Origin of the sequence: Hyphomicrobium sp., assembly GCF_019744875.1 — a bacterium.
Lineage (GTDB): Bacteria > Pseudomonadota > Alphaproteobacteria > Rhizobiales > Hyphomicrobiaceae > Hyphomicrobium_C.
In genome coordinates this window covers 752,508-768,113 of sequence record NZ_JAIETU010000005.1, presented here as the reverse complement: position 1 = coordinate 768,113, position 15,606 = coordinate 752,508, and the positions used below count along the sequence as shown (strand labels likewise).

Genomic DNA, 15,606 nt, shown 5'->3' with positions numbered 1-15,606 from the left:
CCCGGCCTTCGTGCGGGTGACGGAGCGTCCTGGGCCAGACGCGCGCCTGCGTACGGCGCGCGGGTCGTGGACCAGGAGGGGGCGTGTGAGCAGCCGCCGCTGGGGGACAGGGGGAAGCCGGCGCACTGCATGCTCCGTCACCCGGACGAAAGCCGGGTCACGCAAAACGCGTTAGAACGTCAAACCCGAGCCGCCCGAGGCTTCTATGACCTGCCCGGTGACCCAGCGCCCTTCGGGGCCGGCAAGGAAGCCGACCACATCCGCGATGTCTTCGGGCTGCCCGATCCGCTTCAGCGCCTGCTTGCCCTTGACGGCCTCAGCCATCGCCGGATCGCGCGCGAACGCAGCGGACATGTCCGTTTCGATCACACCAGGCGCAACTGCGTTGACCGTGATCGAGCGCTCACCCAACACTTGGCCGAGCACCTTCGTCAGATTGTCGATCGGCGCCTTGAGGATGGAGTAGGCCGCCGCGTCCAGAACCGGCGTGCGCACCACAGCACTCGTGAGATTGACGATGCGCCCGCCGTCCCGGATGCGTTTGACGGCTTCCTGCGTGGCGAAGAACACCGACTTGACGTTCACCGTGTAGATCTCGTCGAACACCTCCTCGGTCGTGCCTTCGAAATTGACGAAGGGCGCAACCGCTGCGTTGTTCACGAGGATGTCGAGCTTCGTCGAGCCGTTACGCGCCTTGAGCTCCTCATCCAGCGCGGAAAAGAGCACCTTCACGCCATTCTTGGCGGAAAGGTCGGATCCGATGGCGAACGCGGAGCCGCCCGCGGCCGTGATGGCCGAGACGGTTTCCGTCGCGGCAGACTGATTGCGTCCGAAGTGGACTGCGACCAGTGCGCCGTCAGCTGCAAGCCTTTGCGCAACGGCGCGGCCGATGCCGCGGCTCGCGCCCGTAACCAGCGCAACTTTGCCTTCAAGGGGACGAGACATATGAATTTCTCCAGCTTTTTCATTCGCTAATCCCGCGAAAGAGGGGGCCGGCGTCAGGGTGCGCCTGGACTGGAGATCCCCCCATCCGAAGGCGGCACCGGCGAGAGCAAAGCATCGGCTGAACCCCAGATAGGGACGGCATTCCGGTAGTTCAAGACTATCGAACTATTGAATTTCACCTAGGGTCGGCCATATATCGGGCATGCAAAGACCCCTGCTCCACCCCGCGTCGGAAGACCTGAAATTGGAAAGCGTTCTCTACGCGCTAGCCGATCCGATGCGCCTTGAGATCGTGCGGTGCTTAGCGGCCGGAGACTGTCCTCTGAACTGTTCGAAGGCCGCGCCCTCGCACGTGCCGAAGTCGACCCAGTCGCATCATTTCCAGATTTTGCGCGAAGCGGGCCTCATCCAGTCCGAGCGCCGCGGCACCGAGGTCGTGAACTCTATCCGCCTCGACGAGATCAACGCGCGCTTTCCCGGCGTGATCGACGCCATCCTGAAAGCCGCCAAGCCCCTCGTCTGCCCCGACGCGGACAAGGCCTGACCTCTCGGCCGTCCACGCAAAGCCGCCACCGAGCCAAAACAACGTCATGCCGGCGAAGGCCGGCACCCACGCCACCATCCGTGCGTGCAACGGTCGAGGTATCCGACCGGCTTGAGCCCTATCTGAAATGCTTACTCAGCTTCAGCCCCTGCGCCTGGTAGTTGCTGCCGAGGTCGCGGCCGTAGAGAATTTCCGGCACTTCCATCATGCGCTCGTAGACCAGCCGCCCGATGATCTGGCCGTCTTCCAGGATGAACGGCACCGTGTGCGAGCGAACCTCCAGCACGACGCGTGAGCCCGCACCACCCGCCGGCGAATGCCCGAAGCCCGGATCCATAAAGCCCGCGTAGTGTACGCGGAATTCGCCCACCAGCGGATTGAACGGCATCATCTCGGCCGCATGCGTCGGCGGAATGTGCACGGCTTCTTTCGACGCCAGAATGTAGAACTGGTCCGGATCGAGGATGAGCCGCTGCTTGGCGTCCGCGCGCACCGGCTCCCAGTAGTCCGCCACCGCGCACGCGCCCGGCCGATCGACATCGACCACGCCCGTATGCTTGCGCGCGCGATAGCCGACCAGCCCCTCGCCGTCGCCCACCAACGCGACCGAAAGCGCGATGCCGTCGTGGATGTCGGCCTTCGCACCCGACACCAAAGTTTGCGTAGCCTGCAGATTTTCGAGGCCCGCATCGCTCTCGCGCGGATCGCCATGGCGGAAGCGAAGCTGCGACAGCTTCGAGCCCTTGCGCACGACGATGGGAAAAGTCTGCGGACAGATCTCGGCATAGAGCGGCCCGCGATAGCCCGCCGGCACGAGATCGAACGCCGACACGCCATCCGCGATCACGCGCGTGAACACGTCGAGGCGGCCGGTCGAGCTCTTCGGGTTGGCGGACGCCGAAATCGCGTCCGGAAGCTTCAGGCTCTCCAGCAGCGGCACGACGTAGACGCAGCCCGTCTCGAGCACAGCGCCGTGCTCGATGTCGAATTCGTGCAGCTTGAGATCGTCGAGCCGGTCCGCGACCGCCCCGCCCGGTCCCGGCAGAAAACTCGCACGCACGCGGTAGGCCTTCGGCCCGAGCCGCAGGTCGACGCTGGCCGGCTGAAGCTGCCCGGGTTCAGTCGGCTCCCCGCTCGCCAGCGCCCCGCCGGAGATCAGCGCGCGAATGGCCTGCACCGGCAAAATCCCGGCGGCAGCGGCCGCCCCGAGCGGCGTCTGCTGCGCGGTATCTGCGGCGGTCTTGGCGTCTTGCGTCATCGGGGAAGCTCCCTTGCTGCTTGCGTCCTAGACGAAGCGCCTCTTGACGCCAAGAGGCCGGAGAGGCTAATCCGCTCCTATCGTGGGCCGCGCGTGACATCTCGGCCCGCATCGTGGTGATTTGGCCGGCCGGCTTGCAGCCACGTTAAACAACTCGCTAAAGAGGGCCCACGCGCGACCCGGTTTCCGGTCCGCCCTGGCTCATGCAAGCGGGGAGGACGGCCGGGTTTTTTCATGGGCGAAGGCATACGCCCGCGCGAAGGACACGAGCGATGGCAAATAACAAGACCCCGGTCTCGGCCGACCCCGCAAGCTGGAGCCCCGAGACACAGCTCGTGCACGGCGGCGTTCTTCGCTCGCAGTTCGGCGAGACCTCGGAAGCGCTCTTCCTCACCCAGGGCTTCGTCTACAATTCCGCCGAGCAGGCCGAAGCGCGTTTCAAAAACGAAGACCCGGGCTTCCAGTATTCGCGCTTCTCGAACCCCACCGTCACCATGTTCGAAGAGCGCCTGCGCCTGCTCGAAGGCGCCGAAGTCTGCCGCGCCACCGCAACCGGCATGGCCGCCGTCACCGCGGGCCTGCTCTGTTTTCTGAAGGCCGGCGACCACATCGTGGCCGCCCGCGCCATGTTCGGCTCCTGCCGCTACATCGTCGAAACGCTGTGCCCACGCTTCGGCATCTCCATGACCCTGATCGACGGCCGCGACATCGAGAATTGGAAAGCCGCGATCCGCCCTAACACGCGCGGCTTCTTCTTCGAAACGCCCGCCAACCCGACGCTCGACCTGGTGGACATCGCCGCCGTCTCCGCGCTCGGCCGCCAGCACGGCATCACCACGGTGGTCGACAACGTCTTCGCGACGCCAATGCAGCAGCGCCCGCTCGCCCACGGCGCCGATGTGGTGGTGTATTCCGCAACGAAGCACATCGACGGCCAGGGCCGCTGCCTCGGCGGCGCAATCCTGTGCTCGGAAAAATTCCTGACCGACTACCTGCAGGACTTCATTCGCCAGACCGGCCCGTCGCTGAGCCCGTTCAACGCCTGGGTTATGCTGAAAAGCCTTGAAACGCTGCCGATCCGCGTACGCGCGCAGTCCGCCTCGGCCGCCCGCGTGGCCGACCATCTGGCCGGGCTCCCAGGCATAAGCCGCGTCATCTATTGCGGGCGCGCCGACCATCCGCAGGCGGAAATCGTCAAGAAGCAGATGACGGGCGGCGGCCAGATGATCGCGTTCGAGATCGAGGGCGGCAAGGACGCCGCGTTCAAGCTCCAGAACGCATTGAAGATCATCAAGATTTCGAACAACCTGGGCGATGCGAAGTCGATCATCACGCACCCGCCGACCACGACGCACTACCGCATCGGGCCCGAGGCACGCGCCGAACTCGGCATCACCGACGGCATGCTCCGCCTCTCGATCGGCCTCGAAAGCGCCGACGATCTCGCCGCCGACCTCGAAGAGGCCGTGAAGGCCGCGCGCACATCCTGACGCGCGGCCCCGGACTGGCGGCCCAGGACTGGCAGCGAGGCGGGGCGGTTTGAAATCATTGACGTCTGCGCGTGCGTGCGTGGTAATGCTCGCGAAACCGAGAGGCAGCAGCCCCCGTGAGCGACGACATACCCTACGAGCAGGTGACGGAAGGGGTACGCATCCGCGTATCGCCCGAGTATTCCGACGAGCAGTCGACGCCGGAAGAAGCCTACTTTTTCTGGATCTACACCGTCGAGATCGCCAACGAGAGCGAGCACTCCGTTCAGCTCAAAAGCCGCCTCTGGCGCATCACCGACGCCAACGGCAAGACCGACGAAATTCGCGGCCCCGGCGTCGTCGGTCAGACGCCCGTCATCCCGCCCGGCCAGTCGTTCACCTACTCGTCCGGCTGCCCGCTTTCGACGCCCTCCGGCATCATGGTCGGCAGCTACCAGATGATCGACGAAGGTGGCCGCCTGTTCGATGTCGCCATCCCTGCCTTCTCGCTCGACAGCCCGTACGACGCGGCGCGGCGCGTGAACTAGAGCCTGACCCGTGGACGTAACCTCATCTGCAATCACCCTGTTGGATCGTCTCGTGTCGTTCGACACCACGAGCCACAAATCCAATCGCGCACTCGTCGCCTTCGTGCAGGACTACCTGTCCGGCCATGGCATCGCGTCTGAAATCGTCCCGACCGCGGACGGCGAAAAAGCCTCCGTGTTCGCCACGATCGGCCCCGCCGGCGTCCCCGGCATCGGCCTCTCCGGCCACACCGACGTCGTGCCGGCAGATCCGCAGGCGTGGACCTCCGACCCCTTTACGCTGCGCCAGTCCGATGGCCGCCTCTATGGCCGCGGCACGGCCGACATGAAAGGCTACCTCGCCTGCGCCATGGCCATGGTGCCATCGTTCAAGGCGCGCCCGCTGCGCACGCCGATCCACCTGCTGTTTTCGTATGACGAGGAAACCGGCTGCACGGGCGTGCGCCCGATGATCGCCGAGCTGGGCGACAGGCTGCCGAAACCGCGCGCCGTCATCGTCGGCGAGCCGACCTCCATGGCCGTCGTCGATGCACATAAAGGCCCGGTCCGCTGGTCGGTCGACATCACGGGCCGCGCCGCCCATTCGAGCATGGCCCCGCTCGGCGTCAATGCGATCGCCGCGGCCTCACACCTGATCGTCGAGCTACAGCGCATCGAGCGCGATCTGGCGGCGCTGCCGCCGGACCCTCGTTTCACGCCGCCCTTCCCGACCTTGCAGGTGACGGAAATCTCAGGCGGCATCGCCGCCAACATCGTGCCTGCCGCATGCCGCTTCGGCTTCGAAGTGCGCGCCTTGCCCGGCATCGACATTGACGCCATCGAGCGGCGCCTCGTGGACTTTGCGAACGCCGAGCTTCTGCCCGCGATGCAGCGCGTCGCCCCCGAAGCTTGCATCGCCATCCGCCAGACCAACCGCGTGCCGCCGTTCGCGGCGGGCTCGTCGGACATCGTCGCGCTCGCGCTCAAGCTCGCCGGGCAGAACGACACGCAGGCGGTCTCCTACGCCACCGAAGCGGGCCTGTTTCAGGCCGCGAACGTGCCCGCCGTCGTCTGCGGTCCGGGCGACATCGCCCAAGCCCACACGGCGGACGAGTGGATCGCCGTCTCCGAGATCGAAAGCTGCCTCGCTTTCATGGACCGCCTCGCGGACTGGGCCGAAGCCTAACCGCCCCTCTCTCAGCTCGCGCCCAAACAAAAACAGCGCGAAGCGCTCGGGAGCAACGCGACCCGGCGCAAATGCGCCGGCCCTCCACACAGCACAACGCCTATTGAACGACTCCACTTCGCAGCTTGCGTCCTGCATGAAAAGTGAAAAAAGGCCGCTTGGGGGCGGCCTTAGGTCGTGTTGGTTTGGAGAAATTAGGTCAGTGAAAAGTTCGGATATCCGAACGCTTGGGACACAACGCTTTCGCGACTTCGTTGAACAGAATCTGCTGACGCAAGGCACACGCGACCTGCGGGGTACGCAGGAGATCGGTCATCAGGGCCACGTGCGCTTCGAGCGTCGAAGACACGGCGGAAAGGCCCAACGCACACCACTTGGCAAACAGTGCCGTCTCGGACTCGGATAGGGCGGAAACCGATGCTTCTGCCAATCCTGCGGACGAGCCGGCGCTTGCGAACCCTGTGCCGGCCGGTGCCGGCGCACGATCCGAAACTTGCGGCGCGGCGCCGAGCGCCGCCGGAAACTCCGCCACGCCAGCACCGCCGCCGGTGCTGCGCAGAGGCTCGACTTTCAGCTTTTCGCGGAGACGCCGGATCGTCGAGGGATCCGAAACTCCGATTGCCTTGATGGCGGTGGTGGGCTTGAGGTTCGGGTCCGCCTCGAGCAGGTCCGCCACGCGGCGGAGCTGAGAACTGTCATCCAAGCCGCTACCCTTGGGGCGGCCGCGGCGGGCATCTTCGGGGGGCATGCCGTGATCCAATTGCCGATTCAATGACCAAAACCTTGCGGTCTTTTGGTCAGATTTGCAAAGGAGAAAAAGTGAGTAGAACCAAGAACAAAGACGGTCAATTTAACAAATGTTGCGAAAATGATTCTTTAACTTGTATGTCAGGCGGGAACAAAGGCGGAAAGCACTCCGCCTTTGCCGCAATCGGATCTCAGCCGATGAAGCCGCGGATTCGCGCCAGGTTTGAGAGTTTCACCTCCGAGCGCGCGCCGATCTGGCCAATGATTTCGGCCGCCGCGAAGCTGCCGAGCCGCCCGGCCGCGGCCAGGTCGTAGTCGAGCGCCAGGCCGAACAGGAAGCCGGCCGCATAGAGGTCGCCCGCCCCGGTGGTATCCACGACTTTGCTGATCGGCTCCGCCGCCACCTCGACGCGCTCGCCGTTCGAGATGATGAGAGAGCCCTTCTCGCTGCGGGTCAGCACGGCGAGCGGAGTATCCTGGGCGACCCGCCGGGCCGCCTCTTCGAAGTTCTCGGTTTCGTAGAGCGACAGGATCTCGCTTTCGTTGGCGAACAGGATCCCGATGCCGGACCGGATGAGCTGCAGGAACTCGGCCCGGTGGCGGTTGACGCAGAACGCGTCCGAGAGAGTCAGCGCCACGCGCCGGCCGGCCTTGTTGGCGATATCGACGGCCTGCCGGAACGCGGCCTTGGCCTCGTCCCGGTCGAACAGGTAGCCCTCGAGATAGACGATGTTCGCGTTCTGGATGACGGCCGGATCCACTTCGCCCTGGTCGAGCTCCGTGCTGATGCCGAGGAAGGTGTTCATCGTCCGCTGCCCGTCCGGCGTGACGAGGATCAGCGACCGCGAGGTGGCCCGCTCACCCGCCACGGCTGGCGTGTTGAAGGCCACGCCGGCAGCGCGGATGTCGTGGCGGAAGATGCACCCGAATTCGTCCTCGGCAACCTTGCCGATAAAGGCGGCACGCCCGCCGAGCGAGGCGATGCCCGCTGCCGTATTGGCGGCCGAGCCGCCCGAAATTTCGATACCCGGCCCCATGGCCGAATAGAGGGTGGCGACGCGGTCCGTATCGACGAGGTTCATGATCCCCTTGGAAGCGCCGTGACGCTCCAGAAAGCCGTCGTCGCAGCGGCCGATGATGTCGACAATCGCATTGCCGATCGCGACCACATCGAATTGCGCGCCTGTCATAAGTCTCTCCCCGTCTAACCCCTAAGCGTGCTGCAACTATACCATTGGCGCGCCGGGGGCAACGCGACGCCGGTGCGGCCTGTGAGGAGCCTCTTCGCCCGCCGGGCTTGGGGGTCCGTTCAGCCTCAGCGGGGACGCCGCGCGTCGCTCCGGCCGCTGACCATCATGGCGAGGCCCATCATGAGGCGCTCCGAGAGCGCCGCTTCGAGCGCGCCAGCAAGCCGCGCGGCCTTGGCCGCAGTCGCGATCCGCGCCAGCGCCTCCTCGAGCCGCGGCGCCGTCCAGAGACGGCATTGGGCGGCAAAGGCGTCCTTTTGCTTGAAATGCAGGGGCGGACGCATCTGCCGCAGCACATCTTCGAGCGAGCTGCCGCGATCCAGCGCCGCCCGGGTCCGGTGCAGCCGCTGGAAGTGCCGCTGCGTGGCCGCGATGATGGCCTGCGGGCTTTCACCCGAGGAGACGGCCCGGCCGCATTCCGCGACCGCACGCGCCGCCTGGCCGGCCGCGGCCGCGTTCGTGATCCGCTCCAGCGCCAGCTCGGACACGTCGCCGACGATGGCCTCCACCTCGGCGACATCGATGGTGCCGCCCGGCCCGACGTACAGCACGAGCTTTTCGATCTCGCCGCGCGACAGCGCCCGGTCCGCGCCCAGCCGCTCGACCAGCGCGTGGCGAGCGTCCGACGAGATGGTCACGTTGGCCTCCCGCAGGATGTCGCGCACGAGCCCTTCGAGGTCCTGCGCTGCGTCGGCGTAGCAGGCGATGGCCGCCGCCACGGGCGACTTCTCGAACAGCGTGCGCAGCGTGTCGTCCGGCTTGAGATTGCCGCCCTCGACGATCAGCACGCCTTCGCGCACCCCGCCCTCGACGAGCGGCTTGAGCAGCGCCGCGTTGACACGCCGGCTCTGGGCCGTCCGGATGATTTTCGGGCCGCCGAACATCGGCACGGTGTTGAGCTCGACCGCAAGCCGGTCGGGATCGCTGTCGAGATCGACGTCGTCCAGCCGGATCAGCTCACCCGGCGGATCGAATCGCTGCGCGGCCGCCTTCGCGAGGATTTGCGCGCGCTCGCTGACGAGCCCGACGTCGGAGCCGAAAAACAGCACCGCGCGGATCTTGGGATCGGGAGCGTTGAGAAACGCCTGGGCCTGATGCGCCTTGACGGCAACCATGGATCAACGCCTTCGAGAGCAGCCGCAAGGTCGCCCAAGTCGGCACCGCCTGGACCGTCGGCTCCGGAGCGGCAATGAAACCGAGAGCGGCAATGAAACCGAAAGCTTAGGCGGCGCCTGCAAGATAGGCCGAGAGGCGGGCCTTGAGGTCCTCGCCGATCACCTTCGCGGCGCGGTCTTCGGCGTCTTCGCGTGCGCGCACGTTCGAGAAGATCGAGAGATTGCGCTCGAAGCTGGCGCGCCCGAAGCTGGTGCCCGAGAGCACGACCGTCTTGTCCGAGATGCGGATGAGCTGGAACTTCGCCTCGACGTTGTAGATCTGGCCGGCCGAGTTGCCGTCGATCTCGACGAGCGTCGAGGTCACGCTCTCGCGGATGGCCACGTCGAGACGCAGGTCCGGATTGACGACTTCACCGCCGCCGCCTGTGGCGTGGAAGATCAGTTCGTTGCGGATCTGCTGGCCGACGCGGCCGGGAATGGTGGTGACGGAGACCTGGGCCAGCCGGGCGTCCGCGTTTGCGCCGATGCCGGCCGAACCGTACAGCGGCTTGAACCCGCCGTTGCCGCACGCCGCCAGAAAAGGCACGACGAGAACCGCCGCCATCGCCAGCCGCGATGCCGAGTACCATCCGCCAGTCCGGCTCGAAACGTTCCGGTTCATGACGCCTGCACGCATGGTCCCGCCCGTGTTAGGCAACGACATTCACAATCCTTTGCGGCACGACAATGATCTTCTTGGGCTGCCGCCCTTCCAGCGCCCGGATCACCGGATCCAGCGCCAAAGCAGCGGCTTTGATCTCGTCTTCCGCAGCGTCGCGCGCTACCGAAATCTCGTCGCGGCGCTTGCCATTCACCTGTACGGCAATGGTGATCTTATCGTCAACGAGCAACGCCGCATCCACGGCCGGCCAAGGCTGATTGGCGAGCAAAGTGTTGTATCCGAGCCGCGCCCAGCATTCCTCGCCCAGGTGAGGCATCATTGGGCCGATCATCTGCACCAATAGTTCGACGGCTTCCCGCAGAACCCAGGCGACATCTTGGCTGGTCTTTGTGGCGTCGCCAGTTTTGGCCAGTGCGGCAGACAAGACGTTGGTAAATTCATAGATCTGCGCCACGGCCACGTTGAACCGCAGACCTTCGATGCTTTGCGCCACCGCATGCGTCGCCTTGTGGGCGGCGCGGCGCAACGCAACGGCTTCGTCAGACAGCGTATCGGGCTGCGGCGCGCCCTTGGCCGCGGCCTTGTCGGCCAGCTCGTCCACCACGCGCCAGGCGCGCTGCACGAAGCGGCCCGCGCCCTGGATGCCCGCTTCCGTCCAGACCACGTCGCGCTCGGGCGGGCTGTCGGACAGCATGAACCAGCGCGCGCAATCCGCGCCCCAGCCGGCAATGATGTCGTCCGGATCGACCAGGTTCTTCTTCGATTTCGACATCTTCTCGATGGAGCCAATGACGGCAGGCTTACCCGTCGCCACCTCGACCGCAGACCGGCCGTCACCCTCGCCGTCGAAGCGGATTTCGCTCGGCAGCAGCCATGCGCCCGCCTCCGACTTGTAGGTCTCGTGCGTCACCATTCCCTGCGTGAAGAGCGCCGCGAACGGCTCGCGCAAGTTCTTGGTGCCGTGCCCGGAATCCGAGATCGCCCGATAGAAGAACCGCGAATAGAGCAGGTGCAGGATCGCATGCTCGATGCCGCCGATGTATTGATCGACCGGCAGCCAGTAATTCGCCGCGTCCGTATCGATCGGCGTCTCGGCATGCGGCGCGGTGAAACGCGCGTAGTACCAGGAGCTGTCGACGAACGTGTCCATCGTGTCCGTCTCGCGCCGCGCGGGCTTGGCGCACGTCGGACAGGCCACATGCTTCCACGTCGGATGCCGGTCGAGCGGATTGCCCGGCTTGTCGAAGGTCGCGTCGTCCGGCAGGCGCACCGGCAGGTCTTTCGCGGGTACCGGCACGATGCCGCAATCGTCGCAATGCACGACCGGGATGGGGCAGCCCCAATAGCGCTGGCGCGAGATGCCCCAGTCGCGCAGGCGGAAATTGACCTTGCGCTGACCGGCCGGACGGCCGCCGAGGCTGGCCTTTTCGAGCCGGCTCGCCGCTTCCTCAAACGCGGCATCCGTCGACAGCCCGTCGAGGAAGCGCGAGTTGATCATCGTGCCCTCGCCGTCGGCCGCCTCGTCGCCGATCGTGAACGTCTCGGCCGAAGCACCCGCAGGCAGAACGACAGGCACGACCGGAAGCCCGTAAGCGCGTGCGAAATCGAGGTCGCGCTGGTCGCCCGACGGGCAACCGAAGATCGCGCCCGTGCCGTACTCCATGAGAACGAAGTTCGCGACATAGACCGGCACCGTCCAGGACGGATCGAACGGATGCACGGCGCGAATGCCGGTATCGAACCCGCGCTTCTCCGCCGACTCGAGATCGGCAACCGAAGTGCCCATGCGGCGGCACTCGTCGCAGAACGCGGCCAGCTCCGGATTTTTCTCCGCGGCCGATTTCGCCAGCGGATGATCCGGCGCGATCGCCATGAACGATGCGCCGAACAGCGTGTCCGGCCGCGTCGTGTAGATTTCAAGCTCCGAAAACCCGGCAGGAGCCGTGGCCGCATCGAGCGCCCAGCGCACCAGCATGCCTTCGGACCGGCCGATCCAGTTCGCCTGCATCAGGCGCACCTTCTCCGGCCACTTGTCGAGCGTGCCCAGCGCCTCCAGCAGCTCGTCCGAGTATTGGGTGATCTTGAAGAACCACTGCGTCAGCTCGCGCTGCTCGACCAGCGCCCCCGAGCGCCAGCCGCGCCCGTCGATCACCTGCTCGTTGGCGAGCACCGTGTGATCGACCGGATCCCAGTTCACCTTCGACGAGCGCCGGTAGGCGAGCCCGGTCTTCAGGAGATCGAGAAACAGTTTCTGCTGATGCGCGTAGTAGTCCGGGCTGCACGTCGCCAGCTCCCGGCTCCAATCGAGCGAAAGCCCCATCGAGCGGAGCTGCGTTTTCATGGTGTCGATGTTGGCGTAGGTCCACGTCGCCGGATGCGTCTTGCGCTCGATCGCGGCGTTCTCGGCCGGCATGCCGAACGCGTCCCACCCCATCGGATGCAGCACGTTGAAGCCCTTGGCCCGCTTGAAGCGCGCAAACACGTCGCCCATGGCGTAGTTGCGCACATGCCCCATGTGGATGCGCCCCGAGGGATAGGGGAACATCTCGAGCACGTAGCACTTGGGTTTGCTGCGGTCGTCGGAGGCGCGGAAGATCTCGCCGTCCTCCCACGCCTTCTGCCAATGCTTTTCTCGTGCGGGCGCGTTGTATCGTTCGCTGGCCATGGGGCTTTCGGTCGTCTCGGGATTAAGGTTTGCGGCGTAATGAGCCCGAAAGGGCCCGCCCGGTCAAGGCGACCCGCTGATGAGGGCGCTGAAACGCCTCATGTCGGCGGGAACGGCGCGACCTCGTTGCTGTCGTTCATGAGCAGATCGAAGAACCGGACATGCAGATAGATGCGATCCCGGCCTGATTTCCTCTCCTGCAGCACGCCCGCTTCCACGAGATCCTTGAGATACTTGGACGCCGTGGTGCGGTTACCGACCCCGGCCTCCACCAGATCGCCGATGCGGCAGTAAGGCTTCCTGAAGATCGTCTCGACAAGCTCGCGCCGGTAGGTTTTCGGCGCCGCCTCCCGTACGTGACTGACAGTGCTTTCCATGAGCGCGCGCACCGCCAGGATCTTGTCCCGCGTCCAATGGGCCGTCGTCTCGACTGCATCGAGCATGAAGAGCGCCCAGGCTTCCCAGGCCTTCTCGGCGGTCACGCCGAGCAGCAATCGGTAATAGTCGTTGCGGCGGTCGTTGATGTAGCGGCTGAGATAGAGGACCGGCAGATCCAGCAACCCCTCCTGGACAAGCACGAGAATATTCAGGATGCGCCCGGTGCGCCCATTGCCGTCGGGAAATGGATGGATGGCCTCGAACTGGTAATGCGCGATTGCCATCCGCACCAAGGGATCCATATCGGACCCGTCATGCAGGAAGGCCTCCCAGTTCGCCATCAACTCCCGCAGCACGGCCTCGCCCTCGGGCGGCGTATAGATGACCTTGCCGCTGGCATGATTGCGCAGATGGGTGCCGGTCGTACGGCGAAGATCGAGATCGACATCCTTGATGGCGCGACAGACTTCGACGGCGGTGCGCGTCGTCAACGGCCGCTCTGCGAGGCTTTCGAAGCCCTTGAGCAGAGCCTTGCGGTAGCGCAGCGTCTCCTTGGTCGCGGGATCCGCCTGGTCCGGATCGCTGTGAGCATACTGAAACAGCCTGTCGTTGGTGGTGACGATGTTCTCGATTTCCGAGCTGTCCTTGGCCTCTCTCAGGCCCAGCAGGGGCACACTGCTGATCAGCACATCTTGGTTGGGAATGAGCGCCGTCGCCTGCTGGAGGGCGGCCAACGCCGCCCGCGCCGTCACGCATTTCTTGAGAACGCTTTTTGTTTCAATGTCATGCGGCGGTGGAAGCGGGGGCAGCGCGTTGTAGGGCTGTTCCGGATCGAACACCGTCACGTGATCTGATATGCGTAAATTTTCAGATTTTTTGCGCATATTCGGATGATATGAGCAAGCGGCGCGCATGTCCACCAAATATGCGCAAATTTCATCGTTTTTTGCGCATATTCCTCCTCACATGCACGCGCCGTGCGCATGAGGGTCCGGACGTGCGCAAAATATTTGATTTATTGCGCATATGGATTAAACCCGACCAATGACCAACCCGATCCCATCCTCGCCCGCCGCTGCCCTCGCTGACGTCCAATCCCGCCTCGCCGCCGCCGCGCGCGAGGCCGGGCGCGATCCCGCGTCCGTCCACCTGATCGCCGTCTCGAAGACCTTCGAAGCCGAAGCCATCGTCCCCGTGCTCGACGCCGGCCAGCGTCTGTTCGGCGAAAACCGCGTGCAGGAGGCCAAGGCGAAGTGGCCGGACCTGCGCGCCCGCTATCCCGACACGGAGCTGCACCTCATCGGCCCGCTGCAGTCGAACAAGACCCGCGAAGCGGTCGAGCTGTTCGACGCCATCCACACCGTCGACCGCCCCAAGATCGCCCGCGCCATCGCCGAGGAGCAGCAGAAGCAGGGCAAGCGCCTCAAGCTCTTCATCGAGGTCAACACTGGCGAGGAAGCGCAGAAGGCCGGCATCGCGCCCAAGGACACCGCGTCTTTCCTGGCCCACTGCCGCGACGACCTCGGCCTCGGGATCGCGGGCCTCATGTGCATCCCGCCGGTCGACGAGGAAGCGGCCGTCCACTTCGCCTTCCTGGCCAAGCTCGCCCGCGAGCTCGGCCTGCCAGAGCTCAGCATGGGCATGAGCAGCGATTTCGAGACCGCCGCCGAATTCGGCGCCACCTACGTCCGCGTCGGCTCCGCCATCTTCGGCGCCCGCTGACACCACCCGCTGCCCGTTGCCGACTGCCTGCTCCCCACCTACCCACAGCTTTCGCACACGCGCGGCGTCGCCGTGCCCCACGCCAACCGATGGCCGATGCTAGCCTTTCGGCAACTGTGTGATTCGCTCGAGCGGATCCGGCGGAACCATTCGGATCGCGCCGGATTCCAAAGTCCGCTCAGGCACGAAAGCTCAAGAGGAGGGAGACCGGCATGAACGCACCCGCACTCAAGGTCGTGGACGCCCGCGCCGATGCCGCGGCAGCCGACGCCGCTCGCGACGCACGCGCCGAGGCTCTCAAGGAAGCCGCCGCGGAAGTGAAGGCCGCAGAGGCCAAAACAAAGGGCACGAAAGGCAAGAAGCCGTCCAAGCGCGCCTCCGACGGCTGGAACCGCTTCGTCGTCGACATCTGGCTCACGGATTTCAACTTCACCGAGTTCGGCCTCTACCGGCGCACGCGCAATCGCGCCAAGTCGCGCCAGTTCACGTCCGACATGGATATCTTCGGCGAGATCATCGAGAACGGCGAGCGCACCGGCCTGTTCGGCTACCGCGAGGAGATCTGGAAGAAGGCGACCGGCATGGACCGCCGCCTGGTCTTCAAGCTGTTCACGCCCAACCTCGGCTGGCGCGCCACGATGGACCTGATGGTCGGCCGCTCTCTGCAGCAGACGATCGGCGCGCGCGGCCTGCCGGTGATGACCTACTCGATCAACACCGACGACGACAACTACATCATCTACCTGGAGCGCTCGGCCAACAAATGGCCGTTCATGCCCGAGCACTTCTCGTTCTTCATCATCGACGGCAAGGGCAAGCCTGAGTTCTACCGCCTGAAGCGCGCCTTCATCAATCTCGGCGGCGACTACGCGCTGATCGATCAGAACAACGAGACCGTCGGCTACATCGACGGCAAGGTGTTCTCCATCGGCGGCAAGTGGAAGTGCCAGATCCGCGAAGGCGCCGACAAGCGCCTGACGACGGTCATGAAGCTGTTCGGCTCGATGATGGTCTTCAACAGCGATTGCCGCCGCCACATGAAGCGCCTGTACAAGGGCGTCCAGTCCGGCAAGATCACGCCAGAGCTGGATCGCCAGGAAGCGGACCTCTACATGAACCCGCGCCGCGTGCGCTGACGCCAC

14 protein-coding genes and 1 riboswitch are annotated in these 15,606 nt (G+C 65.3%); of the genes, 6 read left to right on the top strand and 8 right to left on the bottom strand.

Going from position 1 to position 15,606, the window contains the following annotated elements; genetic code table 11:
• Positions 1-171: 171 nt before the first annotated feature.
• Positions 172-945, bottom strand: coding sequence for an SDR family oxidoreductase (locus K2Y42_RS13600; protein ID WP_291153390.1), 774 nt, complete (start codon positions 943-945; stop codon positions 172-174).
• Between the two features lie 202 nt (positions 946-1,147).
• Here K2Y42_RS13600 and K2Y42_RS13595 point away from each other — a divergent pair, with 202 nt between their 5' ends.
• Positions 1,148-1,489 carry a metalloregulator ArsR/SmtB family transcription factor gene (locus tag K2Y42_RS13595; RefSeq protein WP_291153389.1) on the top strand — a complete coding sequence of 114 codons (342 nt, stop codon included), beginning with the start codon at positions 1,148-1,150 and terminating at the stop codon, positions 1,487-1,489.
• A 118-nt stretch (positions 1,490-1,607) separates the two neighbouring features.
• Here K2Y42_RS13595 and K2Y42_RS13590 read toward each other — a convergent pair whose 3' ends face one another.
• Positions 1,608-2,747 carry a 2'-deoxycytidine 5'-triphosphate deaminase gene (locus K2Y42_RS13590; protein ID WP_291153386.1) on the bottom strand — a complete coding sequence of 380 codons (1,140 nt, stop codon included), beginning with the start codon at positions 2,745-2,747 and terminating at the stop codon, positions 1,608-1,610.
• A 103-nt stretch (positions 2,748-2,850) separates the two neighbouring features.
• A riboswitch (SAM riboswitch) is annotated at positions 2,851-2,929 on the top strand.
• A 90-nt stretch (positions 2,930-3,019) separates the two neighbouring features.
• On the opposite strand from K2Y42_RS13590, the gene K2Y42_RS13585 reads away from it, so the two are divergent.
• The 3 genes from K2Y42_RS13585 (at position 3,020) to argE (ending at position 5,929) form a co-directional block, all read left to right on the top strand.
• Positions 3,020-4,237 (top strand): O-succinylhomoserine sulfhydrylase, encoded by a 1,218-nt coding sequence (locus K2Y42_RS13585; RefSeq protein ID WP_291153384.1) that lies wholly within the window; start codon positions 3,020-3,022, stop codon positions 4,235-4,237.
• A gap of 116 nt (positions 4,238-4,353) precedes the next feature.
• Complete coding sequence (apaG, locus tag K2Y42_RS13580) at positions 4,354-4,764, top strand: Co2+/Mg2+ efflux protein ApaG (RefSeq protein ID WP_291153380.1); 411 nt, start codon at positions 4,354-4,356, stop codon at positions 4,762-4,764.
• A 10-nt stretch (positions 4,765-4,774) separates the two neighbouring features.
• The gene (gene argE, locus K2Y42_RS13575; RefSeq protein WP_291153377.1) at positions 4,775-5,929 is read left to right on the top strand and encodes an acetylornithine deacetylase; all 1,155 of its coding nucleotides are present in this window, start codon (positions 4,775-4,777) and stop codon (positions 5,927-5,929) included.
• Positions 5,930-6,128: 199 nt separating this feature from the next.
• Here argE and K2Y42_RS13570 read toward each other — a convergent pair whose 3' ends face one another.
• The 6 genes from K2Y42_RS13570 to fic form a co-directional block, all read right to left on the bottom strand.
• Positions 6,129-6,677 (bottom strand): hypothetical protein, encoded by a 549-nt coding sequence (locus tag K2Y42_RS13570; RefSeq protein WP_291153374.1) that lies wholly within the window; start codon positions 6,675-6,677, stop codon positions 6,129-6,131.
• 190 nt (positions 6,678-6,867) lie between these two features.
• A complete protein-coding gene (locus K2Y42_RS13565) occupies positions 6,868-7,866 on the bottom strand; it encodes an adenosine kinase (protein ID WP_291153371.1) in 999 nt (332 codons plus the stop codon).
• A 125-nt stretch (positions 7,867-7,991) separates the two neighbouring features.
• The gene (holA, locus tag K2Y42_RS13560; protein ID WP_291153368.1) at positions 7,992-9,038 is read right to left on the bottom strand and encodes a DNA polymerase III subunit delta; all 1,047 of its coding nucleotides are present in this window, start codon (positions 9,036-9,038) and stop codon (positions 7,992-7,994) included.
• A 106-nt stretch (positions 9,039-9,144) separates the two neighbouring features.
• Entirely contained in the window at positions 9,145-9,741 is a 597-nt protein-coding gene (gene lptE, locus K2Y42_RS13555) for an LPS assembly lipoprotein LptE (protein WP_291153365.1), read from the bottom strand.
• The gene (leuS, locus tag K2Y42_RS13550; protein ID WP_291153361.1) at positions 9,728-12,364 is read right to left on the bottom strand and encodes a leucine--tRNA ligase; all 2,637 of its coding nucleotides are present in this window, start codon (positions 12,362-12,364) and stop codon (positions 9,728-9,730) included. The genes lptE and leuS overlap by 14 nt, the downstream gene beginning before the upstream one ends.
• Before the next feature lie 98 nt (positions 12,365-12,462).
• Positions 12,463-13,587: a protein adenylyltransferase Fic gene (fic, locus tag K2Y42_RS13545; protein WP_291153358.1), complete on the bottom strand. Its 1,125-nt coding sequence runs from the start codon at positions 13,585-13,587 to the stop codon at positions 12,463-12,465.
• Positions 13,588-13,786: 199 nt separating this feature from the next.
• Here fic and K2Y42_RS13540 point away from each other — a divergent pair, with 199 nt between their 5' ends.
• The gene (locus tag K2Y42_RS13540) at positions 13,787-14,464 is read left to right on the top strand and encodes a YggS family pyridoxal phosphate-dependent enzyme (protein ID WP_291153355.1); all 678 of its coding nucleotides are present in this window, start codon (positions 13,787-13,789) and stop codon (positions 14,462-14,464) included.
• Between the two features lie 212 nt (positions 14,465-14,676).
• Positions 14,677-15,600, top strand: a complete 924-nt coding sequence (locus tag K2Y42_RS13535) for a hypothetical protein (RefSeq protein ID WP_291153352.1) — start codon at positions 14,677-14,679, stop codon at positions 15,598-15,600.
• Positions 15,601-15,606 lie beyond the last annotated feature (6 nt).

Coding starts and splice junctions, on each gene's coding strand:
- K2Y42_RS13600 (WP_291153390.1), bottom strand. CDS start 945: ATGTCTCGTCCCCTTGAAGGCAAAGTTGCGCTGGTTACGGGCGCGAGC.
- K2Y42_RS13595 (WP_291153389.1), top strand. CDS start 1,148: ATGCAAAGACCCCTGCTCCACCCCGCGTCGGAAGACCTGAAATTGGAA.
- K2Y42_RS13590 (WP_291153386.1), bottom strand. CDS start 2,747: ATGACGCAAGACGCCAAGACCGCCGCAGATACCGCGCAGCAGACGCCG.
- K2Y42_RS13585 (WP_291153384.1), top strand. CDS start 3,020: ATGGCAAATAACAAGACCCCGGTCTCGGCCGACCCCGCAAGCTGGAGC.
- K2Y42_RS13570 (WP_291153374.1), bottom strand. CDS start 6,677: ATGCCCCCCGAAGATGCCCGCCGCGGCCGCCCCAAGGGTAGCGGCTTG.
- K2Y42_RS13565 (WP_291153371.1), bottom strand. CDS start 7,866: ATGACAGGCGCGCAATTCGATGTGGTCGCGATCGGCAATGCGATTGTC.
- holA (WP_291153368.1), bottom strand. CDS start 9,038: ATGGTTGCCGTCAAGGCGCATCAGGCCCAGGCGTTTCTCAACGCTCCC.
- lptE (WP_291153365.1), bottom strand. CDS start 9,741: ATGTCGTTGCCTAACACGGGCGGGACCATGCGTGCAGGCGTCATGAAC.
- leuS (WP_291153361.1), bottom strand. CDS start 12,364: ATGGCCAGCGAACGATACAACGCGCCCGCACGAGAAAAGCATTGGCAG.
- K2Y42_RS13540 (WP_291153355.1), top strand. CDS start 13,787: ATGACCAACCCGATCCCATCCTCGCCCGCCGCTGCCCTCGCTGACGTC.
- K2Y42_RS13535 (WP_291153352.1), top strand. CDS start 14,677: ATGAACGCACCCGCACTCAAGGTCGTGGACGCCCGCGCCGATGCCGCG.